Origin of the sequence: Pseudomonas sp. 14P_8.1_Bac3, from assembly GCF_025466085.1 — a bacterium.
Classification (GTDB): Bacteria; Pseudomonadota; Gammaproteobacteria; order Pseudomonadales; family Pseudomonadaceae; genus Aquipseudomonas.
Genome location: NZ_JANLOD010000006.1, coordinates 134,302 through 160,931 on the forward strand (window position 1 = coordinate 134,302; position 26,630 = coordinate 160,931).

The 26,630-nt window shown below is 60.5% G+C and carries 25 protein-coding genes and 1 pseudogene; 9 read left to right on the forward strand and 17 right to left on the reverse strand.

Annotated elements, in window-relative coordinates:
• Positions 1–51: 51 nt before the first annotated feature.
• The gene (locus NTD84_RS01825; RefSeq protein ID WP_262163078.1) at positions 52–861 is read left to right on the forward strand and encodes a helix-turn-helix domain-containing protein; all 810 of its coding nucleotides are present in this window, start codon (positions 52–54) and stop codon (positions 859–861) included.
• A 43-nt stretch (positions 862–904) separates the two neighbouring features.
• Here the strand turns inward: NTD84_RS01825 and NTD84_RS01830 are convergent, their stop codons facing one another.
• The 3 genes from NTD84_RS01830 to NTD84_RS01840 form a co-directional block, all read right to left on the reverse strand.
• The gene (locus NTD84_RS01830) at positions 905–1,234 is read right to left on the reverse strand and encodes a hypothetical protein (RefSeq protein ID WP_262163080.1); all 330 of its coding nucleotides are present in this window, start codon (positions 1,232–1,234) and stop codon (positions 905–907) included.
• 113 nt (positions 1,235–1,347) lie between these two features.
• Complete coding sequence (locus tag NTD84_RS01835; protein WP_262163081.1) at positions 1,348–7,431, reverse strand: autotransporter outer membrane beta-barrel domain-containing protein; 6,084 nt, start codon at positions 7,429–7,431, stop codon at positions 1,348–1,350.
• Positions 7,432–7,632: 201 nt separating this feature from the next.
• Positions 7,633–8,259, reverse strand: coding sequence for a TetR/AcrR family transcriptional regulator (locus NTD84_RS01840; RefSeq protein WP_262163083.1), 627 nt, complete (start codon positions 8,257–8,259; stop codon positions 7,633–7,635).
• 82 nt (positions 8,260–8,341) lie between these two features.
• Between NTD84_RS01840 and NTD84_RS01845 the strand changes: the two genes are divergently transcribed.
• Positions 8,342–9,547, forward strand: coding sequence for an alpha/beta hydrolase family protein (locus NTD84_RS01845; RefSeq protein WP_262163084.1), 1,206 nt, complete (start codon positions 8,342–8,344; stop codon positions 9,545–9,547).
• Between the two features lie 257 nt (positions 9,548–9,804).
• Here NTD84_RS01845 and NTD84_RS01850 read toward each other — a convergent pair whose 3' ends face one another.
• The 4 genes from NTD84_RS01850 to NTD84_RS01865 all read right to left on the reverse strand — a co-directional run bounded on the left by NTD84_RS01850 (position 9,805) and on the right by NTD84_RS01865 (position 13,128).
• Positions 9,805–11,160 carry an ATP-binding protein gene (locus NTD84_RS01850; RefSeq protein WP_262163087.1) on the reverse strand — a complete coding sequence of 452 codons (1,356 nt, stop codon included), beginning with the start codon at positions 11,158–11,160 and terminating at the stop codon, positions 9,805–9,807.
• Positions 11,136–11,801: a response regulator gene (locus NTD84_RS01855; RefSeq protein ID WP_262163088.1), complete on the reverse strand. Its 666-nt coding sequence runs from the start codon at positions 11,799–11,801 to the stop codon at positions 11,136–11,138. The genes NTD84_RS01850 and NTD84_RS01855 overlap by 25 nt, the downstream gene beginning before the upstream one ends.
• Positions 11,802–11,897: 96 nt before the next feature.
• A complete protein-coding gene (locus tag NTD84_RS01860; protein WP_262163089.1) occupies positions 11,898–12,335 on the reverse strand; it encodes a hypothetical protein in 438 nt (145 codons plus the stop codon).
• Positions 12,336–12,363: 28 nt separating this feature from the next.
• Entirely contained in the window at positions 12,364–13,128 is a 765-nt protein-coding gene (locus NTD84_RS01865) for a hypothetical protein (RefSeq protein WP_262163090.1), read from the reverse strand.
• 191 nt (positions 13,129–13,319) lie between these two features.
• Here NTD84_RS01865 and NTD84_RS01870 point away from each other — a divergent pair, with 191 nt between their 5' ends.
• The 7 genes and pseudogenes from NTD84_RS01870 (at position 13,320) to NTD84_RS01900 (ending at position 19,201) form a co-directional block, all read left to right on the forward strand.
• Positions 13,320–13,667 (forward strand): metalloregulator ArsR/SmtB family transcription factor, encoded by a 348-nt coding sequence (locus tag NTD84_RS01870; protein ID WP_262163092.1) that lies wholly within the window; start codon positions 13,320–13,322, stop codon positions 13,665–13,667.
• Positions 13,668–13,776: 109 nt separating this feature from the next.
• Positions 13,777–14,247, forward strand: a complete 471-nt coding sequence (locus NTD84_RS01875; protein WP_262163094.1) for an arsenate reductase ArsC — start codon at positions 13,777–13,779, stop codon at positions 14,245–14,247.
• A gap of 12 nt (positions 14,248–14,259) precedes the next feature.
• Positions 14,260–14,961: an arsenical resistance protein ArsH gene (gene arsH, locus NTD84_RS01880; RefSeq protein WP_262163096.1), complete on the forward strand. Its 702-nt coding sequence runs from the start codon at positions 14,260–14,262 to the stop codon at positions 14,959–14,961.
• Between the two features lie 7 nt (positions 14,962–14,968).
• Positions 14,969–15,514: an arsinothricin resistance N-acetyltransferase ArsN1 family B gene (locus tag NTD84_RS01885; RefSeq protein ID WP_262163098.1), complete on the forward strand. Its 546-nt coding sequence runs from the start codon at positions 14,969–14,971 to the stop codon at positions 15,512–15,514.
• A gap of 73 nt (positions 15,515–15,587) precedes the next feature.
• A pseudogene (locus NTD84_RS01890) lies at positions 15,588–15,845 on the forward strand (IS5/IS1182 family transposase); the annotation flags it as partial.
• A 359-nt stretch (positions 15,846–16,204) separates the two neighbouring features.
• Positions 16,205–17,659 (forward strand): DUF1254 domain-containing protein, encoded by a 1,455-nt coding sequence (locus tag NTD84_RS01895; RefSeq protein ID WP_262163100.1) that lies wholly within the window; start codon positions 16,205–16,207, stop codon positions 17,657–17,659.
• 48 nt (positions 17,660–17,707) lie between these two features.
• A complete protein-coding gene (locus NTD84_RS01900) occupies positions 17,708–19,201 on the forward strand; it encodes a DUF1254 domain-containing protein (protein ID WP_262163101.1) in 1,494 nt (497 codons plus the stop codon).
• An 81-nt stretch (positions 19,202–19,282) separates the two neighbouring features.
• On the opposite strand, the gene NTD84_RS01905 is transcribed toward NTD84_RS01900, so the two are convergent.
• The 10 genes from NTD84_RS01905 to NTD84_RS01950 form a co-directional block, all read right to left on the reverse strand.
• The gene (locus tag NTD84_RS01905) at positions 19,283–19,912 is read right to left on the reverse strand and encodes a LysE family translocator (RefSeq protein WP_262163103.1); all 630 of its coding nucleotides are present in this window, start codon (positions 19,910–19,912) and stop codon (positions 19,283–19,285) included.
• A 283-nt stretch (positions 19,913–20,195) separates the two neighbouring features.
• Positions 20,196–20,366 (reverse strand): DUF1289 domain-containing protein, encoded by a 171-nt coding sequence (locus NTD84_RS01910; RefSeq protein ID WP_262163105.1) that lies wholly within the window; start codon positions 20,364–20,366, stop codon positions 20,196–20,198.
• A 2-nt stretch (positions 20,367–20,368) separates the two neighbouring features.
• Complete coding sequence (locus NTD84_RS01915; protein ID WP_262163109.1) at positions 20,369–20,725, reverse strand: hypothetical protein; 357 nt, start codon at positions 20,723–20,725, stop codon at positions 20,369–20,371.
• A 39-nt stretch (positions 20,726–20,764) separates the two neighbouring features.
• Positions 20,765–21,679, reverse strand: coding sequence for a CDF family Co(II)/Ni(II) efflux transporter DmeF (gene dmeF / locus NTD84_RS01920; protein ID WP_262163112.1), 915 nt, complete (start codon positions 21,677–21,679; stop codon positions 20,765–20,767).
• A 20-nt stretch (positions 21,680–21,699) separates the two neighbouring features.
• Positions 21,700–21,975, reverse strand: a complete 276-nt coding sequence (locus NTD84_RS01925) for a metal/formaldehyde-sensitive transcriptional repressor (protein WP_262163116.1) — start codon at positions 21,973–21,975, stop codon at positions 21,700–21,702.
• A gap of 201 nt (positions 21,976–22,176) precedes the next feature.
• Entirely contained in the window at positions 22,177–23,103 is a 927-nt protein-coding gene (locus NTD84_RS01930; protein ID WP_262163118.1) for an amino acid ABC transporter permease, read from the reverse strand.
• Positions 23,100–23,732: an amino acid ABC transporter permease gene (locus NTD84_RS01935; protein ID WP_262163119.1), complete on the reverse strand. Its 633-nt coding sequence runs from the start codon at positions 23,730–23,732 to the stop codon at positions 23,100–23,102. The genes NTD84_RS01930 and NTD84_RS01935 overlap by 4 nt, the downstream gene beginning before the upstream one ends.
• 21 nt (positions 23,733–23,753) lie before the next feature.
• On the reverse strand, positions 23,754–24,596 hold the full coding sequence (locus NTD84_RS01940) for a glutamate ABC transporter substrate-binding protein (protein ID WP_262163121.1): 843 nt from the start codon (positions 24,594–24,596) through the stop codon (positions 23,754–23,756).
• Between the two features lie 38 nt (positions 24,597–24,634).
• Positions 24,635–25,399, reverse strand: a complete 765-nt coding sequence (locus tag NTD84_RS01945; RefSeq protein WP_262163122.1) for an amino acid ABC transporter ATP-binding protein — start codon at positions 25,397–25,399, stop codon at positions 24,635–24,637.
• Between the two features lie 51 nt (positions 25,400–25,450).
• Complete coding sequence (locus tag NTD84_RS01950) at positions 25,451–26,473, reverse strand: asparaginase (protein WP_262163125.1); 1,023 nt, start codon at positions 26,471–26,473, stop codon at positions 25,451–25,453.
• Positions 26,474–26,630: the final 157 nt, after the last annotated feature.

Genomic DNA, 26,630 nt, shown 5'->3' on the forward strand with positions numbered 1-26,630 from the left:
TTTGCCAGCGAATTTCCTATCACGTCGAGTGATTAACCCCAGGGGGTATGCATGACACCAACGCTCCAGGACTTGGCCTGGCACCGCTCTGCCGGCCAACTGATCGAACATCTGGACAAGGCTGATTTCTGGCGAAGCCTGAGCCGCTTGATCGGCGAATACGTTCCGGTCGACACCTGGGCGGTGCTGCTGTTCAGCGACGGCCGGCCTTTTGCCTTCGCAGAGAGCCCCTATCAGGGCGAGGGACCGGACCCTCTGTTCCACGATTACATCAAGGGCCTGTATCTGCTCGACCCCTTCTACATCGCCAATCGCGAGCAGCCCGCCACCGGACTGTTCCGCTTGGCAGACGTGGCACCGGAGCGCTTCAAGGAGACGGAATACTACGAGCGCTACTTCACCCATTACGTAGAGCAGGACGAATTGCAGTACAACGTGCAACTCGATGAGGCCCGTAGCTTGTGCCTGTCGTTGGGAAGCCGTCAGATGTTCACCCCGGAACAGATTTCACTGCTGGACATGATCCGCCCGTGGGTAGTCGGCCTGATGCGCCAGCGCATGTTTTTCGAAAGCGCGATGGCAGAAAGCGTCCCTCGCCAGGCGCCGCGCTGGCAGGACAATCTGGAGGAGGCCATGGTGCGACTGGGCACTCCCCTGACCGCCAGAGAACTCGATGTGATTCGTTTGATTCTCAGTGGCTGTTCGAACAAGGAAGTGGCCAGCAAGTTGAGCATCTCGGCAGAGACCGTCAAGGTCCACCGCCGGCATGTCTACACGAAACTGAACATCAAGTCGCCGCAAGAGCTGTTTTCACTGTTCCTCAAGGCGCAGGTCGAGACGCCGGGTGGGGAGTCGACGTAGCCGGTTTGACCTCGTTGCGCCGTGCTCAGGGGATTTGATCGACTCAGCACGTCGACATCGCGAACGTGATAAACCCCGTGGTCAACGTGGTGAACACCAGCCCGAAAAAAAACAAACCGTCGGCAATTCTTTCCAACAGGTGGTTGCGCTTCGCTCGCCGGGTGCGTAACGCCCAATAAGCGATCAGACAGGTCACCAGGTAGATGATCGCATTGATCGCCAGCATGCTCTGCCCCATAACGTCTTCCTGGCGGATATTGATCACCACCCGCAGGATTCCGACTACCGTCAGGCACACCCCGACCATCGCGCCGGATGAGTTGAAGATGTGGATGCAAATATCGTCATCGAGTTTGGTGCGACGGTCATTCATTCCATCACCTCGCGTGCCGCGCGGATAACTGTCTCGCTCATTTTCCAGTCTCTTTGTCGATTCGTTTCGGCCCGGATTCCATCGCGCACTCGCGGTGGAATCCGACTTTCCGATCAGAAGAAGTGAGTGAAACGAAGCGCGCCTTCGCCCATGCGGTAGCCGTCTCCGGACTGTCCGGTGTAGTCGAGCCGGACTTCCGAGTGTGCGCTGACCTTGAGGTCGACACCGGCGTTGTATTGGTTCAGTTGATGCGGCGTGGCCATTTCGCTGTTGAACGATTGCACACCGTCGCCCGAACCGATCAGGCGCATATCGGTGTTCCAGTTGTCGCCGCTGTAGAACGCCTTGCCCACGGCCACCGAAGGTTTCACCTCAGCACCGTTGCTGAAGCGCAGGTGCTCACCGATTTCAACCATCGGCGAGGCCGAGAAGATCGTGCCGTTGCCGGCATTCACTTTCAGGCCCAGCACCCCGGCGTCGGACTCCTGGAAGCCATCGGTATGCACGTTGATCGCATGCACATCGACGTAAGGTTTGACGTACCAGTTGCCCCCGTCGACCAGATAGGACGTACGCGAATGCAGACCGATGTTGTAAGCATCGAACGAGCCCTTGGCGTCGAGGTTCTGATTGCCGACCTGCAAATGTCGGGTTGACTGGTACTTGCCTTGCGAGGCATCGACGGAACCGCTGAAGGTCCACGGGCCAATCTCGCGCTTGACCACCGCGCCGAGGCTCAGCCCATTGTCAGTGACGCTGCCGACGCCGCTGGACGCCGACTCACTGCCATCGTTGTAAGCCGCCGAGCCGCCGACCCACCAGCCGTCCGCAAGCTCGTGCTGGCCGCCCACTTGCACCACATGTTCGTTGACCCGATAGGAGTCGTCGCTGCTGTTGGCATGGGTGGTCTGATCATCGACGCGCGTCCAGACACAGTCATGTTCATGCTTGTCCGAATCGAAGTCGCGCTCATCCGGGCATGTGTTCATGCGGTCGACGAACGACTCACTGGCGGTCAGCCTTGCGACGCCCACCATCTGCAGCGATTCGGCACTCAGCCCGGACAGTGCCGCGCTATATTGTTGCGGATTTTTCACCTGGTCCAGCGCGCTGTAGAGCGGTGCCAGCGCGGTCACGCCGCTGTCGAAGTTGGCTTGCAAATGGTTCGCCAGTTGCTGGGCGTTGCGGCTCAGGCTCGCCGAGCGGGCGGCGCTGGAGAACTGCGCATTCGGCGTTACCGACAGCGTGTTGTCGGCCAGTTGCGACGTGTAGCTGTACAGGTAATTGGAGTCGTCCTGCACGCTCAGATTGTTGACGGTCAGGCCCTTGGTCGCGGAGATGACCTGTTGGGTCGATGAAGCCATGGTCACGGGCGCCACTTTCAACGTGCCGCTGAGATTCGCCGTGCCATCGACCAGCAGGGTGGAAGCCTGGCCACCGGCGAAATCAATGTGGCTGACCAATGTCCCGGTGCTGGCAAGATTGCCGTTGAGCCGCGTACCGGGGGTGAAAATATTGCCACTCTGCAGACCGCTACCGACCACCAGTGTGCCCGGGTTGATAATCGAACTGGCATAACTGATGCCACCCAGCACCGGTGCCCAGGTGCCGTCGTTCTCCAGCGTCCCCTGGCCCAGACGCAACGAGCCGTTGAGCGTCCCGCCAACATTGTTGTTCACGTTGACGTCATTGCGCTGCGTAACCACCGCGTACGAATCACTGCCAATCTGCCCGCTGTTGGTCACCGTGTTGCTGGTCGCATTGCTGTTGATGACGATCGCGTCGGAGTGGCTGCTGTTGACCGTGCCAGACACATCGACATTGACAGCGTTGGCCGACGGTGCGGCGCTGTCGGCATTGACAAAGATGGCCGGCGCGTTGATCCCGGTGGTCGTCACCGCCCCTTCGACTTTCACCGTGACCGGTCCGGAAGTGCCCTGTCCCCCAGCGGTGCCCATGTAGAGCACGCCATCGCTGGCGACCAGACCGCCACCGCCGCCAACACTTTGCGCAAAAATGCCGGTGGCGTTGCTGCCGGTTGTCGCGACGCTGCTGCCCGCCTTGACATCGACCTGCACCACACCGCCATCGCCCGTGCTGCCCAGGTTCAACAGGCTGCGATTCTGCGGCGTGAAGGCGCCAACCGCGCTACCCGTCGTCGACAGGTCGCCGGCCAGCAATCCGCTGCCGCCGACACTCTGGGCGATGACACCATAGGCTCCGGCACCCGCGGTGGAAACATCGCCCAGCACGGTGACGCTGCTGGATTGCCCATTGCCGGACAGTCCATTGGCGATGGCGAAGTAGTTTTTCCCGCCCGTGGCGGCGGCACGAACCCAACCGCCGCCACCGCCAATGCTTTGCGCGACGATACCGTGCGCATCGAGGCCGCTGGTCTGGACGTTTTGCGCCATGACCAGCACCGGGCCACCGTCGCCGCACGCCGCGGCGGTGCCACCGCATGCCTGTACCGCCGATTTGCCGGCCAACTGGAAACCGCTCATTTGCAAACCACCGGTGCTGACCGCTCCCCCGGTTTGCGGGTTGGTCGCGGTGTCATTCAACGTCACCAACCCGCCGCCACCACCAATGCTCATGGCGGCGATCCCGGCGGCGTAACTGCCGGTGGTCGAGACGAAAGTCGCCGGGCCTCCCGTCAGGGAAGGCATGCTGTAAACGGCCACGGCCTGGCCATTACCGGTGGCGCCGGCATTGCCGCCCAACTCGACGTTGAGCGTCTGCAACTGATCGGTCGCACCGGGAATGCTGGTGGTCGTGAAGCCGCCCGTGCCGCCGCCACCACCGATGCTCGCGGCGAAGATGCCCAGCGAAGCGCTGCCCTCGGTCTGAATGTTGCCCTGGTTGATAACGCTGACCTCACCACCGTTTCCGGCACTGCCACCCTGCCCGCCCACTGCGATGGTCGCGTTGAGTTTGCTCAGGTCGGTGCTGGAGTTGTTCGAGGCCGCCACCATCCCGCCGCTGCCACCGCCACCACCGACACTCATGGCGTCGATGCCGTCGGACATCGGGCCCAGGGTATGGATCGCACCTGCCGCGGCGTTGGTAACGTCGACTTCCTTACCGTCGCCACCCGCGCCGCCCTTGCCGGCGAATCCACCGCCGATGTCGAGCGTGATGCTCAAGTCGCCACCGCCGTCGCCACTGGCCGGCGGCGTGGCGCCGTTGGCACTGTTGTCCTTGTAATAGCCCTTGATCAGGTCGACCACATTCTGCACGCCCTTGTCGAACAAACTACTGGCGCTGGGCACGAAGCCCATCGTGTTGTTGCTGTAAGTGGTGACGACGCTGGGCAGGGAGTTCTGCAAATACTTGAACAGTTGCGTCTGCGGATCATCGCCACCGCCCGTGGAGGCGTTCCCCCCTGAACCTCCGCCGCCACCCACGCTTTGTGCGTAGATCCCCGCCGCGTCGCCACCACCGGTGACGATGGTTCCGGCGTTGTTCACCGTCACCGTGCCGCCGTCGTTGCCGCTGCCACCATTGCCGCCGACCGCAACCCTGGCATTGAGTGTGCCGGAACTGCCATTGGCCACCCCGGCGCTGCCGTTGCCGCCACCACCGCCAATACTTTGCGCAAAGATGCCGCGCGAACCATCGGCCAGAGTGATGATCGCGCCCGTCTGGGCGTTGTTGACATTGACGTTGCCGCCAATGTCGCCAGTGCCACCACCACCGCCGATGCCCAGTTCCAGTTCACCGGCCTTCTTGCTGTCGTTGTCGGCGAACTGCGAGGTGTCGCTGCTACCCGCGCCGCCGTTGCCGCCGCCACCGCCGATGCTTTGCGCAACAATTGCATCGCTGTCGCGAGCCATGGTCCAGATCAGGCCGTTGTTGTTGGCCGTCGCCGTGCCGCCGCTGCCACCACCGGCCCCATCGCCGCCAATCGCCAGATTGATATTGAGCGTCGAGCCCTTGGTGCTCAGTTGGGTGGAACTCGAGTCGCCGCCGTTGCCGCCGCCACCGCCGATACTTTGTACCTGCAAGCCATGGGAACCGGCGCCACTGGTGACGATCGAGAAATTGTTGGTGCCGGTGACGTTGCCGCCATCGCCACCGGCGCCACCCTTGCCACCCACCGACAGGTTGAAGTCCAGCGACGGTGCCTCCGAGCTGTTGATCAGTTGATAGGCCGCCGCCTTGCTGGCGCCGCCGTTCCCGCCGCCGCCCCCCACGCTCAATACTTGCAAGCCAAAAGCATCGCTGCCCTGCGTAAGGATCTGGCCGTCATTGACCGCCGTGACATCCCCGGCATTACCGCCCTTGCTGCCATCGCCGCCCACGGCCAGCGTCACATCCACTTGCGCCCCGGCTTCGAGCGAGCTGGCGGAGCCGCCGTTGCCACCGCCGCCGCCGACTGCCATGGCCTGCATACCAATGGCATGTGCCCCGGAGGTCTGAATCACGCCGTTGTTGGCGGCAGACACTTGCAGCGTTCCGCGCTGGCCGGCAGACCCGCCGCTGCCGCCCTTGCCACCGATGGTCATGGCGAATGCACCACCCACCGTCGATGACGCGTTCCCCCCGGAGCCCCCGCCGCCGCCGACGCTGATCGCCGAGATACCGTCCGAGCGATCACCGCTGGTGACGATCACTGCACCGGGCAACAACTGGCCATTGGCATCAGCAAAATCGCCGTTCTGTACAGTGACGGTTCCACCGGTACCGCCGATCTCACCGTTGCCACCGACAGCGAAACCGGCCAGTACGCTACCCGTGCTGACGTCACCACCCGCGCCGCCGCCCCCGCCGATGCTCTGCGCAACGATGCCGCTGGCGTCATTGCCCGTGGTGGTGATGGTGGTTTGCGAGGCATCGCCGGCAGTGCTCGAGTATGTTTGCACGGTGACGCTCGAGCCGTTGCCACCCTCGGCACCATTACCACCCTTGGCCTTGAACGGCGAGCCGGCGCTCGCGCCATCACCACCAGACCCTCCGATGCTCTGGGCCAGAATGGCCGGCGCCGTATGACCCGTGGTGCTGACATTGATATCGCCCAGGGTCACTTGCACTGCGCCACCCGACCCCGCCGCCCCACCTGGTCCGGCGATGGCGGTGGCACCTTGAGCGGTGCCACCCATTCCGCCGTCGCCACCAAAGGACTGCGCCGCGACCGCCGCACTGAGAAACGATGTTTCGAAACTGTTGTTCAGGGGCAGGTTGACGATCTCACCCTGTCCGGAAATCGGCGAGCCGACCGCGGAAATCAGCCAACCGGGATTGTGCGCCTCCCCGGTGATAGTGGCGGTGACGCTACCGCCATTGCCGCCCGTACCGCCCACGCCGCCATGGGCTGTACCGCCACTGGCTTCCGCTGACGACCCGGCACTACCCTGACCGCCCTGGCTGAGCAAGACAATGCCCGAGCCACCGGAGACGAACGAGGCCGTGTGGGAAACCAGCGAAACCGCACCGCCATTGCCGCCGTTACCGCCCGCCCGACCATTCGCATCGCCGACGGTTTTGATCGTTTGACCGGATCCGGAGTAGTCGGGATTGGAGTCGGCACCGGCGCCGCCAGTCGAGGTCACCAGCAAGGCCGTCGGACCAGGCTTATTGCCGTTCGCACCTTGGTGGCTGACGATGCTGCCGGCCAGATTGACGTCTACTTCACCGCCGTTACCACCGGATCCGGCCGTACCAGAGATGCCTTCGGCGGCGTTGAAACCGCCACCATAGCCACCTTGCCCGCCGGTGCTTTGCACCGCTACCGCCGCAGGGCCGGTGCTCGAACTGCTGACTTGCGAGCCTTGGCTCATGGTCAACGACAACGTGCCTGGCGTGCCGCCCAAACCGCCGGCCCCCGCTGCCGGCCCGCTGTTGCCGCCTTCGGTGCCGTTGCCAGCACCACCCGCGCCACCGGTCACGCCGAGGCCGAGCGTCGAGCCCGCACCGCCATCGGTGAGCAGGGTGCCGCCGTTGATCTGCACGGCCAGTCCGGGGCCGGCCGGAGCCGGGCTGCCGTCCTGCGGATTTTTGTCATCTCCGCTACCGGCAGCACCGGGCTGCCCCGTCTGATTATTGGTGTAGGCGCCCTGTTGCCCGGTCGGCAACACGACGGTCTGGGCCAACGCAGGCGTTGCCTGCAACACAACACTCAGGACCACCGCCAGTGGCGTCAGGACGAACGGATTCAAGCCGGGCAGCCGGAAGCCGCCAACATAATTCGGGGACATTTGATATTTACCTTGGAGTGCCCGTGGAGCCGGGCTGAGGCGCTCATGATAAGAATCAGCGCGCGCTTTTTGGACTCGCGTTCTCCAAGGTTTGAATCAAGCGCAAAAGATCTTCCGGATCAATACGTTGCCCAGCCAGCGGCGTTTCACACAGCACCGCCCGCGCAAAATTAACTCAGGTTTTGACGCTATCGATTGGACTCAGGTGAAGTTGACCACCATCCGCACCAAGGCATCTTCAATGGCCTGGCGACTGCCAGGCTCAAGGGTCTGCGGGTCGTTGAGCATGGCGCGCAACACGCCACTGATCGCGTGCGTCAGCACAAAGGCGTCAGCCTCATCGAGCATGCGCCGTTGCTGAGGGGCGTCCACCAGGCCAATGTCGGTGAAGTACTGAATGATGGCTGCGCGCAACTGCGGCAACGGCGTGCCCGCGCCCCGACTCAGCAGGTAATGCATCAACACCCCATGCACCCCGGTACGCCCGCCATAGGCGTTGACGATCGCACGGATCACCGCACGAACCCGCGCCCCAGGCGCCACAGGTTCATCGCTGCTGATGACGGTCATCACCTCGCGGGTCAATGCACCCAACTCGCGCAGCGCCAACTCATCAAGAACCCGCTGTTTGTTGGGGAAATACTGATAGAGCGTGCCGATGCTGACGCCGGCCAGTTCGGCGACATGGTTGGTGGTAAAGCCCTCGATGCCGTCCCGCTCGAGGATCCGCCGTGAGGCCTCCAATATGAGTTCGACCTTGACCTGGGCCCGTGATTGCGAGGGCAACCTACGGTCATCCGGCTGATTTTCCTTTGTTTTTTTTGCCAAGAGCGCGCTCCCGAAAGGCGAGTACAGGCAGGCGAAATGTCTACCTATTATGGCAGCCATATCGCAACCAACAGGTGACACCGTGAATCACACACCTCAAGCAACAGAAACAGAGCAAAACCCGACCCGTCGCCTCGGCATGACCTACCGCTTCAACGACGAGCACATGGATCTGTTCTTCATGGCCGCGTTGAGTTGGGGGCCGGCCGGCGGCCTGGATGTTGGTCAGGCTTTCTACATCGCCGAGACGATCACCGACGGTGACCCGGACAGCTGGGTCAATGCCTTTGCCCAATACGGCGACTATCTCGATCAACAAGCCAACACCTGGCACGCCAAAGGCTGGCGGCGTTCCGCCGGCGAAATGCGCCTCAAGGCGTTTGCCAGCTATCGGTCTGCCTGGCAATTCGCAGGGCCTGGCCAACGTTTCAGCGAGCTGTATGCCCGCCATCAACGCGCCTTCGCCTTGGCCATCGACGAACTGCGGCTACCCGCCACACGTTTCGAAATCCCGTGGAAACACGCCAGCCTGCCGGGGCATTATTTCGCCAACCCGAACCCGGACGCCCCGTTGGTACTGGTGATTGGCGGCGCGGACACCTGCCATGAAGACCTGTTCTTCACCGTCGGCCGCAACCTGCTGGAGCGCGGATATTCCGTGGCCCTCGCGGACTTGCCCGGCCAAGGTGACTTGCAGGCGCAAGGTCTGTATTGGGAAGCCGAAGCGGAGAAGCCAATAAGCGCCATCATCGACCAATTGATCGCCCGCTTCGGTGCCCGTCCAGGCCGAATTGCTCTGCTGGGACTGAGTCTGGGTGGTTACTTCGTCAGCCGTGCCGCCGGGTACGACACCCGTCTGGCGACCGTCATGGCCAGCACTCCCCTGCATGACGCCGGACTGCTGTTTGCCCGTTCGGTGCAAGCTGCCGCCGCACACCAGGGCAGTGCTACGTTTTCTGCGGCCACGTTGCGCAGTCACCAGACCACCTTCTGGAAGGCCGGCGCGCGCACGCCCTCGGAACTGATCGACCGCACGTGCACCCTGCGCGCCGATCCGGCTCGGGTCTCCGTACCGTTTCTATCCTTGCTCGGCGGCGGCGAATCAGACCTGTTCGCCGAACAGGCGCGAACCTGGCATGCAGCCATTGCCTCCAAGCACAAATCATTGATCGAATTGCCCGAACAAACCGGTGCGGACGGTCATGTACAGGTCAACAATCGGTTGCGCCTGGCGCAAGAATGCTGTGGTTGGCTTGATGACTTGTTCGCGGTAGATGCCGAGCGATAATTGCCGGTGATTTGCATGTCCGCCCACTGGGACGAAACGACACTGGCCGAATCCAGCCGCTATGGGCCCATCGAATGCTTACGTAAACCCTTCAGCGGAGAAGATTTGCTGAGCGCTGTCGAGTCTGCACTTCAATGGAAGCGGTGAAAGCCTTAAACGACGGCAAGCCAAAAATACGCCTGAAAGTGGCTTGTGTGAGTACCTGAACCTGGTTCAAGGCTATGTAATCTCAGGGAAGATCGCGGACGCAGCCCAACCTATAACACAAGCCGATTCAATCGGACTTTGACTCGCAAACCTTTCTGGTTGTGTTCATCTGAAAAGCTAAGCGTGACACTTGCATCATTCCGACTGGCTATCGTCCTGACGATAGACAAACCCAGCCCTGAGCCGGCTTCACCGGTGCCCAGGATGCGGTAAAACGGATCGAACACCAGCGCTTGTTCTTCAGCGCTGATGCCGGGGCCGGTATCTTTGATCTCGATGAGCACGCCCTGCTCCTCCGGTTCGACACTCAAGTTGACCTGACCGCCCGCCGGGGTATAGCGGATGGCGTTGTCCACCAGGTTCTTGATCAGGACGAACAGGTCCAGTTCGTTGATGACCGCCTGCACGTCCGCAACGCTTTCCACGCCGAGATCGATGCCCTTGTTCTCGGCCAGTGGCAGCAGGTCTTCCAGCACGCGGCGAAACACGGCGTGCACTGAAACGGCCGTCTCGGCCCGTTGCGTGACGGATTGTGCGGCGGCCAGGGCCAGCAGTTGTTCGATGAGATTGCGACTGCGCTCGATGCCCTGAGCCAAGGGTACGAAGTTTTGCCGGACCGCCTCTGACATCGGCGTGGACGACAAGCGCTCCGCTTGCAGCGACAGTGCCGTCATCGGCGAACGCAGTTCATGGGCGGCATCGGCGATAAACCGTCGTTGCGTTTCCATGGCCTGCGCGACACGCTTGAGCAACCGATTGATCGCCACCACGAAAGGCCGGATTTCGCTGGGCAGGTGCTGTTCATCGACAGGATGCAAAGCCTGCTGGTCGCGCTGATCGATCTCCGCCGAGAGCGTCGCGATGGGACGGAACAACTTGCGCACCAGGTCGCCAACCACCAACAGCAGCACCGGGAACAGAATGAGAAACGGCAGCAGACTGCGCCAGGCGCTTTCCCGCGCTTCCTTGTCGCGCACGTCGACCTCTTGCGCGACCACGATGCGTTCGCCTGTCGAAGTGGTCCGGACCAGCGCGCGAAAGTTTTCCCCGGCGATGTTCAGCGTCGACAAACCATCGGCCAGGGTCACCGGGAACGGCAACGGAACGCTGGCGTCGTCATTGCCGGTCGCGTCGGCGCTGTCGGCCAGATACTGCACGGTAATCCTCGACTCTTCGTCGTCGCCCACGATCCGCTCGGCGCCGGGATAACGCAAAGTCATGTGCTGACGATCGAACAGCACCGCCACCTGGCGCAAGCTTTCGTCCTGCATCTCGTGCGCTTCGTTGAGCGCCGAGATGAACGCGAACCCACCCGCCAGCAAGGCGACGATGAGAATGGCCAGCGACAGCGTGATGGACAGCCGAAACTGCACCGAATCGCTCAAACGCCTTTTGAAACCATCCATCCCATCCCCCTGACGTTCTTGATGATGTGGTTCCCCAGTTTTCGCCGCAACGCGTGAATCAGGAACTCCACGGCGTTGCTTTCCACTTCGTTGCCCCAGCCGTAAATCCGGTCTTCCAGTTCACTGCGCGAAAGAATCGCGCCCGGGCGGATCAGCAGGGCCTGCAACAGCGCGAATTCACGACTGGAGAGTTGGACATCGCTGACGTCGGCGGTGGCGGCACGCTTGGAGACCAGGTTCAACGACACCTCGCCGTTATCCAGCAACGATTGCGCATTGCCGCCGCGCCGGCGCAATACCGCGCGCATGCGTGCCAGCAACTCGGCCATGGCGAAGGGTTTGAGCAGGAAGTCATCAGCGCCGCCATCGAGCCCGCGCAGACGATCATCCAGACCATCGCGCGCGGTGATGATCAGCAGCGGCACAGGGTTGTTGCGCGCACGAATGGCATCCAGCACATCGAGCCCGTCCTTGCCCGGCAGGCCAAGGTCGAGCAACACCAGGTCGTAGGTTTGGGTATCCAGCGCCGCTAGCGCGGTGAGGCCGTTTTTCACCCAGTCGGTGGCGTAGCTCGCATCCTTGAGCGCAGCTTCGATGGCATCCCCAATCATCAAGTCATCTTCGACCAGCAGAATCCGCATGCACCGCTCCGACAAAAAAGGCGCGACGGTCATCGCCGTCGCGCCTGTATTGAAGCACTTGAACCGGCGTTTGTCCGCCGCCGGTTCCGCGCCGACTTACTGCTGGCCTTTCATCGCATCGAAAGCCTTGAGCAGATCGTCCATGGCCGCCTTGCAGTCAGCCTGCTTCGGCGCACTGGCACGCAAGGCGTCGAGTGCGCGGTCAATGGCTTTGTCCAGCACGTGCCAGTCAGCGGCAGCGCGGGGCTTGATGCCGGCTTCGGCGGAATCCCATGAAGTTTCCAGGTCCTTGATGCGGGTCTTGGCAGCGGGCAGGTCGTTTTTTTCCACCAGCGCGCTGACGTCGGCGGCGATGCTGCGGAACCCGCTCAGATCACCCAGTTTCGAGCCGGACTGCGCCGGTGCGCTCATCGAACTGGTCGGGGTGCCGACAGTGGCTTTGTCGGCGGGTTTCGAGCAGCCGGCCAGGCTGCCGAGCAGCACCAGAGACGAGATGATCGCGACGTGACGAAAAGTCGTTTGAAAGGAGCGCATGTGAGATTCCTTGATAGGTGTTTGAAGGTTATTGAATGGCGGTTTTACGGTTGCCAAGACTGATTTGCGCGACCGCCACCAACAGCACAATCACGGTCAGGAAGATCGCGGAGGTCCAGGCGGCGCCCATGCCCAGGCCGCCGTAGGTCTTGGCCTGGGTCAGCAAGTCGCCGAGGGACGCGCCGAACGGACGGGTGAGGATGTAGGCGATCCAGAAGGTCAGCACCACGTTGGCCCCGAGGCGCCAGGCCAGTAGCGTCGCCGCAATCAGCGCGCCGAAAATCACCGCACCGACGGTGAAGCCCAACCCCAGTGCTTCCGTGGCCAGATCGCCGGCGGCGGTGCCCAAGGCAAAGGTGCAAAGCACGGTGGACCAGTAGAAAAGCTCGCGCCGCGGCGTATTGATTTCGCGAATCGACAGGTTCTTCTCCAGGGAGAACCAGATCAGGAAATTCAAGGCCAACAGCGCCGAGAACACCGCCGTGCTGACGTAGAGGCTGATGTCGAGCATGTCGGTCATGATGTCGGTGATCTGCGTGCCGACGATGCTCACCAGCACCACGGTCAACCAGTAGATCCACGGCGAATAGGCGGTTTTGCGCATTTGCAGGAACAGCGCGCCACCCAGCAGCAGCGCCATGCCGATGGTGGTCCAGCCAGCGCCGAACCCGGCGTCCACGGCCAGGAAGTCGGCACCGGTTTCACCCACGGTGGTCGATAGAATCTTGATCACCCAGAAGGCCAGTGTCACTTCGGGGACTTTGTTAAGCCATCCGGCTTTTGCGGGATTCATGTGCGGGTTGCCTCTCCTGAACAGCGTTGAACTTGCGTAAAGGAGAATGTACGGACGGAAACTTAGCTGAGACTGAGGGCGGTGGAGTCTTTGACAGAATTGCCACGTTGGAACGTCCATTTGCAAAAAAATTTGCGCAATACATATGGATATCCATATATTCGGCTACCCATATGTAACTGGTGATGTACATGATCACGCCCCCAGAAGTATTCAAGAGCCTGGCTGACGAAACCCGCGTCCGCGCCACCTTGCTGATCGCCCATCAGGGCGAGCTATGCGTGTGCGAACTGATGTGTGCCCTCGATGACAGCCAACCGAAGATCAGTCGCCACCTTGCCCAGCTACGTAGCAACGGGTTGCTGCTGGATCGCCGCCAAGGGCAGTGGGTTTATTACCGTCTCAATCCCGATCTTCCCGCGTGGGTGCACGAAATGCTGCGGGTGACGTTGCAAGCCAACGCGCAGTGGCTGGAACACAACGCTTCCCGCCTGCAGAACATGGACGGGCGCCCGGTGCGCAATGTTGCCTGTTGCTGATTGCCTGAACGAGTGAGCCGAGACCGATGTGCCTGATCTGTACACCCTCCCTGTCGGCGCTGGCACGGCGCCTGAGCCTTTGATGTCCGCCAAGCGGAAGGAGCCATTCATGCGAGTCCTGTTCATGTGCACGGCCAACAGCTGCCGCAGCATCCTCTCGGAAGCCATGTTCAACCACCTGGCGCCGCCGGGATTCGAAGCGGTAAGTTCCGGGAGCTTTCCAAAAGGCCAAGTGCTGCCGCGTAGCCTGACCACGCTGCAGCAGGCCGGCATTGCCACGGAGGGTTTGAGTAGCAAGGGCAATGACGCCTTCGTGGACAACCTGCCGGATATCGTCATTACCGTGTGCGACAAGGCGGCCGGTGAAAGCTGCCCCGTGTATTTCGGGCCGGCGCTGAAATCCCATTGGGGTCTGGAAGACCCTTCCGACGTAGTGGGTGACGAAGCCGCCGTCGACAACGCTTTCCGCGCCACGCTGGCGCGCATCGAATTACGCTGCAAAGCGTTTCTCGACCTTCCCTTCCACAGCCTCAGCCGCGATGAACTCAAGCGCGAGCTGGGCAGAATCGGCGCTCTTTGAGCGGGAGCAAACATGACAGACCACCTGCCCCACCTTGACCTCAACCTGTTCGACGACGCGCACGCCATGCCCCGCGCGAGCGAGCACAAGCCACGCATCCTGCTGCTCTACGGCTCGACCCGCGAGCGCTCGTTCAGCCGGCTGCTGGTGGAAGAAGCTGCGCGCCTGCTGGAGCACTTCGGCGCAGAAACCCGCGTCTTCGACCCCTCGGGGTTACCGCTGCCCGACGATGTTCCGGTGGATCATCCCAAGGTTCAGGAATTGCGCGATTTAGTGCTGTGGTCGGAAGGCCAGGTGTGGTGCTCGCCAGAACGGCATGGTGCGATGTCGGCCGTATTCAAGGCGCAGATCGACTGGATCCCCCTGGCCCTTGGCGCCGTTCGCCCGACACAGGGCAAGACGCTGGCGGTGATGCAGGTCTGCGGCGGTTCGCAGTCCTTCAACGTCGTCAACCAGCTGCGCGTCCTGGGGCGCTGGATGCGCATGTTCACCCTCCCGAATCAGTCTTCGGTGCCAAAGGCCTACATGGAATTTGACGAGGCCGGCCGAATGAAACCTTCGCCGTTCTATGACCGGGTGGTCGATGTCATGGAAGAACTGGTGAAGTTCACCCTACTGTTGCGCGACCAAAAGGAGTTTTTGGTGGACCGCTACTCCGAGCGCAAGGAAAGCGCCGAACAGCTCATGGTACGCGTGAATCAGCGTTCAATCTGAGGTGGTTATGTCGATCGAAATCAGAACGGCCCAGCTTGAAGATGCATCAGCCATCCAGGCTATCTATGCGCCCGTGGTTACCGACACCGCGATCTCTTTCGAAGAAGTGCCCCCTACTGCCGAAGAGATAGGGCAGCGCATCGCCGCAACCCTGCAGGCTTATCCGTATCTGGTGGCAGTTCGGCAAGGCCAGGTGGTCGGTTACGCCTATGCCAGCCAGCACCGGGCGCGCGCCGCGTACCGCTGGGCCGTCGACGTCACGGTCTACATCGCGGAAAGCGAACGTCGCACAGGCGTGGGCCGCCGCCTCTATGAAGCGTTGCTGCCTATCCTCGCCCGACAGGGCTATCGCTCGGCCTACGCCGGTATTTCACAACCCAACCCGGGTAGCGTCGGACTGCATGAGCGGCTTGGTTTCCGCCACATCGGCACTTACCCGAAGGTCGGCTACAAGCTCGGTCAATGGCACGATGTGGGGTACTGGCACCTTGAGTTGGGGGCGAGGACATGTCCGCCGGGTGAGATATGTCCGTATTCAGAGATAGTGGATTGAATGTTCGTGTTGGTTCGATAGCGAGTGCTCGTGAGTGCTTGCTTTTGGCCGTTTTCTTTCCGTCACGGGAGGCAAAATTGCCAATCTGAAGACGCAAATGAAAGAGCTTCAGGCGATCGAAATCCAGCTCAACGAATCGCCGGATAAACAGGTCTCACTGACCGATCCAGACGCCCGCTCCATGATGACGCGTGGCACGGGAATTGTCGGCTACAACGTGCAAACAGCGGTCGATACCCAGAACCATTTGATCGTTGCTCATGAGGTCACCAACTTCGGTTCCGACCGCGATCAACTCAGCTCGATGGCGAAGCTGGCTCGCGATGCCATGATGGCGGCGTAAAACCCCGATTTTCTCTGCCCCAGAAGGCGCTAAACCGCTACATAACCGCTTTGGAACTTCAGTAATGCTTATCACGGAAAACGCGTGGTAATCGCATCGCCCAAGTACGCCTGGTTGACGCACTCGATATACGAAGGCGTTTTTACACACTCTGGGCCAGAAGCAGACGTTCATGAAGATCCATGACCGTCGTTCGGGAGTTATAGGTGGTCGAGTGAAATACGAAAAAACGATACCTGGTTTTCATGCCTTTTCTGGCCGAATCACGCGCCTCTGCTAGATTTCTATCGATGTGTTTACTACCAGAAACACGTCTTTCAAAAATTCCACAGCAAGGAAGCGTCTTCATGACCAAGCCCCTTCAATTCACCCTTTGCCTGCTCGCGACTGCGATGTTTTTCGGTGCGACCACCGTACACGCACAGAGCGAACCGGAGGCTCAGGTGTCCGGCCCTGCAGCGGATGTAAAGGTGACCGAAACCTATGTGCGCATGATGGCGCGCGAGGCGTATTTCTGGGGCTGGCCTATGGCCAATATCTATAACCGGCGGCTGAAATTCAAAGATCTACCCGAAGCCGGCCTGATGGGCGGGATCGTGCCCGTGGCGCCGATCAATCATCTGTCGATGCTCACCGACTACATTTCGCCTGGGGAACGCCTGGTCGCCTGCCCGAACCAGGATGTGGTCTACGGCGCCGGCAGCATTGCGCTGGATCTGGAACCGGTGGTCTTGCAGGTGCCGGATTTCGGCGACCGGTTCTGGGTGTATCAGGTCGTGGATCTGCGCTCCGACAGTTTCGCCGAACTGGGCAAGATGTATGGCACCAAACCCGGTTTCTACCTGCTGGTCGGCCCGGACTGGAACGGCAAGGTGCCTGAGGGTATCACCCAGGTTTTCCGCGCAAAAACCAACACCGGTTTCGTAATTCCACGAGTATTTCAGGACGATACCACCGGAGATCGCAAGGCGATTCAGCCGTACCTGTCCGGCATCGATATGTACCCGGTGTCCAAGTACGACGGCAAACTCAAGCAGCGTGACTGGAGCAAGTCGCCGAAATTCCCGGCAGAAGCGGCAGGCGCTGAAGAAACCCGTTGGGTGCTCCCGGAAAAATTCTTCGATGAACTGCCGGCACTCCTCAAGGACGCCAAGCCATTGCCCGGCGAAGAAGCGCGTTATGCGCAGCTGTCGGTGCTGGCGCAGATTGCGCAGCGTGATCCAGAGCTGAAAAAGGCCATGATCGACGAGGCGCAAAAGTCCGATGCCGAGGTGGTCAAGCCACTGTTGCAGTTCCGCAACTATGGCAAGCAGTTGCCCAATCACTGGAGCACCATCGACAACGGCGCGGCGTTCGGCACCGATTACTTCCTGCGCACAGCGGTGGCCCGTTCCAACATCTTCGTCAACAAGCAGATCGAGACCAAATACTTCTATCAGGACCTGGACCAGTCCGGTGCGCGCCTCAATGGCGGCCAGCGCTACAGCGTGACGTTCGCCAAAGATGCCTTGCCGCCGGTCAAGGGTTTCTGGTCGCTGACCTTGTATAACGAACAGCATTTCTTCGCGGAGAACCCGCTGGGCCGTTATTCCCTGGGCACCAAGAACAAATCGCTCAAGCCCAATACCGACGGTTCGCTGACGCTGTACGTGCAGAGCGAATCGCCAGGTGCCGACAAGGAAAGCAACTGGTTGCCCGCGCCCAACGGCGCCGACTTCTCGCTGTACGTTCGGGCCTATTGGCCTGACACGGCGGCAATGAACGGCCAGTGGACGCCGCCAGCGGTGGTCAAGCTCAACTGAAAACAGTGCCCATATTTATCTTCAAACTGCGCCACATAAGGACATCCCATGAGCAGCTTGCGTAACACCCTGACCGCCCTGGCAGTGGCGGTCTCCCTCAGCGGCGTCGCTGATGCCGCCACGCGTTACGAAGAGCTGGCCAACCAGCCCTTCGAAAACGGTTTCCCAACCGAGGCCACCGCCCGCAGCCTGATCGACGAGCTGGTTTTTCAGCGTGCCGTGCAGTCGTATCTGTGGTCGTTGCCAGCCATCAACATCTGGTCGATGAAGGAGGCGTCGGAGAAACAGTTCGGTGCCGGCTACAACATCCTGCCGACCTGGAAGAAACGCATCAACGCCAAGACGCTGGTGACCACGCCGAACTCTGACCTGGTCTACGCCATGAGTTATCTGGACCTGGCGAAGTATGGCCCGCTGGTAGTGGAAGCACCGCCCGGCGTGCAGGGCATGTTCGATGACTTCTTCCAGCGGCCGATTGTCGGTCCGACCATCGATGGCAAGACCTGGCGTGGCGACGTCGGCCTGGCCGGTCCTGACAAGGGCAAGGGTGGCACCTATGTGTTGCTGCCGCCTGGCTATACCGGCCCGGAACCCACCGAGGGCTTCGTCTACCGCTCGCGCACCAACAACGTGTTCCTGTTCTGGCGCACCTTCTTCAAGGATCCGAAAGACCTGAGCGTGCCGGTAGCCGAAGTCGAGCGCACCAAAATCTACCCGCTGGGCAAGAAGGATTCGGCGCTGCCAATGCAGTTCCCCGATGCCACCGGCGCGCCGATCAACATGCTGTTCCCCGAGGACGGTCGTTACTTCGATCTGCTGTCGCGCTTCATCGAAGCCGAAGCGGTCGACCCAGCGGACATGGACATGCGCGGCTTCCTGCACACCATCGGCATCGAAAAGGGCAAGGCCTTCGCTCCGGATGCCGAACGACGCAAACTGCTGGATGAGGCGGCACGCACCGCGTTCAAGATGAGCAAGGTGGTCACCAGTCATCTGCTGATGAAAGAGCCGGGCGGCCTGTACTACACGGATCGCCAGTACGTGAACACCTTCGCCGGGGAAAACACCGAGTTCCAGGCCAGCGGTACGTTCACCAACCTCGAACAGCGTGTGGCGTTTTTCACATCTGCGTATTCGGACAGTCCGGGCATGGTGATGAACATGGTCGGCGCCGGCGCCAAGTATCCCGCCACCACCCGGGATGCCGAGGGCAAGTTCCTCGACGGCGCCCACACCTACAAGCTCAATCTGCCGGCGAATGTGCCGGCGGCGTTGTTCTGGTCGGTGACCGCCTACGACAACCTCACCGCCTCCGGGCTGGACAACGGCCAGCCTTTCCCGTCGCTTAACCAGATGGACAAACCGGCGCAGAACAGCGACGGCTCGACCGATATCTACTTTGGCCCCGAATCACCGGGTGAAGGCAAGAACTGGATCAAGACTGTTCCGGGCAAAGGTTTTCTCGTGATCGTGCGACTGTATGGGCCGAAACAGGCATTTTTCGATCAGAGCTGGAAGCCCAGCGATCTGATTAAACAGTAACGATGAACCGCATTGCCCCGTTATTGAACGGGGCAATGCGAACTAGTCGTGAGAGACAGGCCGAGCCATTCTGGCGAGCCTTCAAACCGGCCGGTTAAGCATCAGTAAACGTGCCGCCAGAGCCGTCATGACCGCAGCGAAGCTATAGGCACCAAGGCGTTTAAAGCTAATGCCTTCGCGAAGACGCCCATGCAGCCGGCCGGCGCAAAGCCCGAGCAGGGTATGGAAGATCAAGGCGATCAGCGCAAGCAGCAATCCCAGGACCATCAATTGCGAGGTGACGCTGCTGCCACCGACGGTGACGAACTGCGGCAGGAACACCATGAAGAACAATAGCGCCTTGGGATTTAAGAGGCTGTTGAGCGTGGCTCGGGCGAAAATCTTGCGCATCGAAGCCTGTGTGGCTTGAGTATCCGTATCCGCATCGGGAGCTTTCAAGGCCTGCCAGGCCAGCCACATCAGATAACCAGCACCGGCCCAGCGCAGCAAGTCAAACGCCGGCGCCCAACTCATTACCAGCGCACCGAGACCGGTGCTCACCGTGATGGTCATGAGTACATCGGCGAGGGTTATTCCCAAAGCGGCGGCAAGACCGGCTCGCCAGCCGTGGGCGACGGCATGGCTGGTCACGATAGCCATGTTGGGGCCGGGCACAATCAGCAACAGCAAGGCGGCGACAATGAATAGGTAGAGGTTAGTGGCGTCTGGCATGTTAGATACTCCTCGGAGGAGGAGTCATGCTAACGGCGGTAGCCAGGCACAAGCAGATACAGTGGGGATGGATTTGGTCGTTACAGTCTGGCGTGGAGAGGTACAAAACAATCCGTTTGAGGGGATTTTTAAATCAAGTTGGCCTTAATGATTATAAATGTGGAGTGGATGCTATCGGCCGAAGCTGACGGCCGGACTGACCGCTCAGGGTCGTTTTCTGCCTGTCGCGACCGGCAGAAAACCACCCAAAGCGGTCATGCAGGGCAAGCAATTCTCCCGGTGCTTAGTTCAGCCCTTTCAAGCGCACTTTTGCCCTTTGCACCGCGGCCATTTTTTCAGGCCGCTTCATGCGTTTCCATTTTCTAATGTCTTCCTTGCTCCGCCCACAACTCACACACAGATCCCCTTTCAGTTGGCACACAGAGATGCAGGGATTTTCGATTTCTTTAGCCATCGTCAATAACCTTTAGCCAGACGCTTATGCCAATCACCACCATGAATGCGCTGGCATTCCTCCTCAGAGTCAAGGCGGACGTTGCGACCTGAAAGGTTCAGATCGATGCCGGCCTCATTCAACGCGATGCCCGTCAGCTCAAAGACGCGAGCCTTCGCATAAGCCTGGGCGAGCTTTTTGTCAGCTAGGGTTTCGAACACCCAGATCACCTTCAGGGTTTCAGCCAACGCGTTCAGGTCAGCAGTGTGAGTGAGCCAGGTAAAGCCTTTGATCTCACCTTTTGCGGTTTCGCACGCTTCGGTCAACTTGGTTATCAACCGGCGTTCGATCAGCGCCAGTTCACGTTTCCCTGTAGGCATCGCAAGTTCCTTTGGAATTAATGGAGGGAATGCCCTGAATCAGGCCAGTCTAAATTCGACCGTTAGATGGCTGATTTCGTGAACCGGTTTGAGACGTTCACGAATGCTGTCGGCGCTCGCAGTGGCTTCACCAAGGACACTGACGATGGCTGCATGAGCTTGTGGTCCGACTCGCCAGACGTGCAAGTCCGTGATGGTGGCATCTCCCGGCTTTTCAACCAGCTCACGGATTTCCTCGGCAACGTGTTCATCTGTCTGATCCAGGAGGACACCGGCTGTGACGCTCATCAGGATCCAGGCCCAACGCGCGATAACGATGGCGCCGACAATGCCCATGACCGGGTCCAGCCATACCCAGCCGAGGTACCGGCCGGCGAGCAGTGCTGCAATGGCCAGAACCGATGTCAGCGAGTCGGCGATGACGTGGACGTAGGCCGATTCCAGGTTGTTGTCATTCCCGTGATGGGAATGGCCATGATCGTGATCGTGATCGTGATCGTGCCCGTGGCCGAGCAGCAGGGCACTGAGAATGTTGACGACCAAACCAGCGATGGCGATGAGCGTAGCGGTGCCAAACTGAACTTCCGTTGGCTGCAACAGACGCATGACAGACTCAACGCCGATACCCAGGGAGACCATACCGAGTATCAGCGCCGAGGCGAACCCGCCCAGGTCACCGACCTTTCCGGTACCGAAACTGTAGCGCTGGCTTGAAGCGTGGCGTTTTGCGTAACCATAAGCGGCTGCCGCGATGCCCAATGCGCCGGCATGGGTTGCCATGTGGAAACCATCGGCTAGTAATGCCATCGAGCCGGTGATGTAGCCGGCGGTGATCTCGCCAACCATCATCACAACGGTCAGTGCCACGACCCAAAGCGTCCGCTTGGCATTTTCGTCATGCGCTGAGCCAAGGAACACGTGGTCGTGCGTGTAGTTGATGTTCGTGCTGCTCATGAGTGTGTGCCTGGCTGTGTTCACTTGGAGTAACGGCGAATAGCTTCTAGAAGCTCTTCGACGCCCTTGCTTCGCTCCTCTTCACTGAGCGCGGGGTTCGCGACATGCTCCCGCGCGTGATCCTCGATGATTTCTTCCATCAGGCCGTTGATGGCTCCGCGAGTGGCAGCAACGAGGTGAAGTGTTTTGGCGCAATCGAGGTTCGACTCCAGTGCCCGTTCTACGGCCTGAATTTGTCCGGCGATGCGTTTAACACGCTTGAGAAGATCGTCTTTGTTTGCTGCGATATGACCCATCGGATACCCCCCCTACCTATGTTTCGCACATAATAGGTATACCCCCTATACCTATGCAAGGATCGGCGGACAGAGGGATCATCTACGGCTCGTCAGGGGAAAAGAGATAGTTCAAATACGAGGGGTGCGAGACGGCCTGGACCGTCCCCTTTTGGCCCGAAAACGGACGCCAAGGCGTCCGTTTTTTTGTGCAAAGAACGGCTATTGATCGCGGCCTGGCAGTTGATCAGGTGCAGTCCGCAATACCGGTTGCCTACCTGGCGCCACCTCAACCGCTTCGCCGAAGCTGGCCTCCACGATTGCCGTCTTCTTGCGCTGACCGCGAGAATCATAGGCCTGCCGACGCTCAATCCAGCGACGCAATGCCAACAGCAACGCACTGACAAACCCGTACATCACGGTGACGATAAACGCCGATTGCAGCAGCGACTGCGGCGCGAAGCTCGATATCTGCTGTGAGCGACGCAACAACTCTTCGTACGGAATGATGTAGCCCAGCGACGTGTCCTGCACGATCGCCAGCACGGAACTGACCAACGCTGGCAACATCAGCTTCAGCGCCTGTGGCAATACCACCCACATCATCGCTTGATGGTCGCGCATGCCGATGGACAGCGCGGCCTCCCTCTGCCCGCGTCCCAACGAAAGAATACCCGCCCGTACCACCTCTGCCGTCATCGCGCTGTGATGCAGGACCATGCCAAAAATCAGGTAGCCCAGGGCTGACCAGTGCAGCCCGATCGAAGGCAGCAGGATGACGGTAAACAGAATCAGCAACAGCAGCGGCACCGCACGGAAACAGCCAATGTAGCTCGCTGCCAATGTGCGCACCCAGAGCCGGTTCGACAACCGCGCCAGCGCCAGAGGTACGGCAAGGCTGAAGGCCAATACCGTGCTGATCATCGCCGCCAGCAAGGTGGCCACCATACCGTCGAACAGGAACTTGACGGTGCCCGGATGCAGGAAGATTTTCCAGCGATGGGCGTCGAACTGACCGCTCGCTTCCAGGCGATGCCCGACCGCATACATCAGGCCGAACAACAGGACCACGCCCAACACCGAGATGATTCGGTTACGGCGTCTGGCCAGCGGGCCCGGCGGTTCGTAAAGCAGGTTATCCGCGCTCATCGCAGCACCGCCATTTTCTGCTCGAGGAAGCGGAAAAACAGACCCGCTGGAAGGGTCAACAGGAAATACGCCGCCATGGCACCGAGGAAGGTCGGCACGGCCAGGGCGGTGTCGAAGTTGATTTTTTGCGCGGTGTACGTGATGTCTGCCACGCCGATCGCGGCGCCGATGGCGGACGCCTTGATCTGGATGATGAACAGGTTGCCCAGCGGGGCGATCACCGACTGCACGGCTTGCGGCAAGACCACTTCGCTCAGTATCTGGTCGAAACGCATGCCGATACTGCGGGCCGCTTCAATCTGCCCGATGGGCACGGTGTTGATGCCCGAGCGCACCACCTCACAGATCCAGGCCGCGCTGTACAACCCCAGGACCAGCACCGTAGAGGTGAACAGCGAATACATGAAGCCCAGCTTTGGCAGGCCGAAAGTGAACAGCAGCAACAATGCCAGAAGCGGCATCATGCGCATGAGTTCTACGTAACTGCTGGCAAACCAGCGAAAGGGTGGCCAGGGGCTCACCCTCATGATTGCCAGAAGCAGTCCGAGAACGATCGCAATGGCAAAGGACAGCAGGGTCAGCTGGACGCTGACCGCAATGCCCCCCAGGAAGCGTTCGATATACGACATCAGGTTCGCCTCTGCCTTTCTTTACTGTTCGATCACGGGCACCTGTGGCGCGCCCAACCCTTCTTGCAGATCCTTGCCGTACAGGTCCTTCCACTGGCCACTCTTGATGGAAGCGCTCAGCTGATTATTGAGCCATTCACGCCACACCGTATCCTCCTTGACGACGGCAATGCCGTAAGGCTCTTCGGTGAACGGCGCCCCGACCACGCGCATTTTTCCGGGTTGACGCATGGACTCGCCGACCAGCGTTGCACCGTCGTCGACATAGGCGTCGAAACGCTTGTCGATCAGCCCTTCGACACACGCCGAGGCATCGCTGAACGTCACGATCTTGGCCGTAGGCGCCAACGGCTTGAGGTTGCGTTCCACGGTGGTGCCGCTCAGGACGCAGACCGTCTTGCCATCCAGGTCGGCGGTTTTCTTGATCGAATCGTCATCCGCGCGGACCAGCGAATCCTGGCCGGCGAGATAGTACGGGCCGGCGAAGCCGATGACCTTTTTGCGCTCATCGGTCACGGTCATGGTCGCGATGACCATGTCGACGCGCTTGTTTTCGACCAGTGGAATACGGTTTTCCGGTGTGGTGCTGACCCATTCGATGTTGTCTTCGGACCCGGTGAGTTTCTTCGCCAGCATCCGGGCCAGGTCGGCCTCGAAACCTTCAACCTCCCCGGTCATGGGGTTGCGCGACGAAAACATCAGGGTATTGAGCGAGCTGCCCACGACCAGCTTGCCGCGCTTCTGCACCTTGGCCATGGTCGAATCGGCCGGGAATTGCTCAACGGTGGAGGCCGATGCGTACGAGGCGAAGATGCAGGAAGCCAGGAGGGAGACGCCGAGGGAAGCGATTCGATTTAAGCGCATGGTGGTGATCTCTTGTTCTTGTGATGTTGTTGAGTGAATCAGTGTGCAAGGACCTTGGACAGAAACTCGCGGGCGCGCTCCGAGCGGGGGGCGCTGAAAAATGTCTCGGGCGGAGCGCTTTCGACGATCCGGCCGGCGTCCATGAAAATGATCCGGCCGGCGGCGGAGCGCGCAAAGCCCATTTCGTGGGTGACGACCACCATGGTCATCCCGGTGCGGGCCAGATCGACCATGACCTTGAGCACCTCGTTGACCATTTCCGGATCGAGCGCCGACGTGGGTTCGTCGAACAGCATCACGCTGGGCTTCATCGCCAGTGACCGGGCCAGCGCCACACGCTGCTGCTGACCGCCCGACAGCTCGGCGGGATAGGACTTGGCCTTGTGCGCCAGGCCGACCTGATCCAGCAGTTTCAAGGCCCAGGCGTCAGCCTCCGGGCCGCGCATGCCGAGGACTTTTCGCGGGCCCATCGCGACGTTCTGCAACGCGGTGCGATGGGAAAACAGGTTGAAACTCTGGAAGACCATGCCGACCTTCGCGCGCATCTTCGCCAGTGCCCCGCCCTCTTCCGGCAAGCGCTCGCCGTGCAGGAAGATATCGCCGGTGGTGACGGTTTCCAGGCGATTGATGCACCGGCACAGGGTCGATTTGCCAGAGCCCGATGGGCCGATGATCACCACCACCTCACCCGGCTGGACCTCCAGGTCCACGTCGAACAGCACTTGCTGAGTGCCGAAAAACTTGTTCACCGCGCGCAGGGAAATGGCAGGGGTTTGTTCAGTGAGTGATTGAGCCGATTGCATGGTTTCTGGTCTGCCTCAAAGATCTGACACGTGCCTGGCCGGCACCCCGAACTAGACGAACTTCAGTTGCACCGTGGCTTTCAATTGGCCGGCACACCAACCGTTGTAACTTCTCAACACCGGATCGGCCCAGGGCGCCAACAGCGGATTGTCGCTGTCCTGATCCAGCACACCGAGTTGCTTGAGCACGGCAATGGTCACTGCGAACACGCTGGCGAAATCGCCGTCGCTGACCTTGACCGCCACGCCCAGGCCACGGCTGCGGATGCCTACCGTCTGCACGCCATCAGCACCGGTTTTCGCGACCCAGTCGCCATTCGAAGCCAGCGTGATGCCCAGGTCGGCGCGTCCCGTGCCCGAGACCATTTCCGGATGGCCGCGCATGGCATCAAACAGCCGCCGCAATACCGGATCGAGGCTGGCGTCGCCACCCCCATCAGCGCTGGCCAACCGCGCCCACAACAGGGCCAGGCGCGACAACGGCATGCCCAGGTTTGGCGCGTTGCAGCCGTCGATGCCGGTCCAGAGCTGATGTTCCGCCACCCCGGTCAATGCCGCGACCACCCGCTGGATGTCGCGCTGCAAGGCGTGTTCGGGGTCAAGATAGGTTGCGTTGGGCAAACCATGCAGGCGGCAGTAGGCGAGAAAACCGCTGTGTTTGCCGGAACAGTTGTGGTGACGCTGATCGTAGCGAAAACCCTGCGGCGGCAGATTGTCCACCGTGTAGAAATCGGGCAGATGGCAACCACACCCCAGGTCGGTGGAGGTTCGCTCGATTTTCGAAAGCATGCCGCTTACGGCGTTCACGTGTGAGGACTCGCCCGAGTGACTGGCGCACATGATGGCGACTTGCTCGTCGGAGAAGCCGAAGTGCTCGACACCGCCATCACGCACGAACGGTATGGCCTGGAACGGCTTGAGCGTAGAGCGGGAAAACATCATGGAACCGGGATCGCCGGCGTAGGCGAGCAAACACCCTTCGTTATCAACGACAGCCACCGACCCCCAGTGGATACGCTCCACATGTTCGTTTCGGGTAGCAATGGCCAATGGCACGTGTGCGGGAAAATCCATGGTGGTCTCGATACTCCAAAGTTCGCCGCGGGGACTGACAATCCTTTCGGGCGAAGACGTGGTCGGTTGGATGAACGACGTGCGCACTTCGATCGAAAATGAGTCTATATTCAAGCAAATACTGATGGAATATCGCGAAACAGAATTCGGTTTTGCA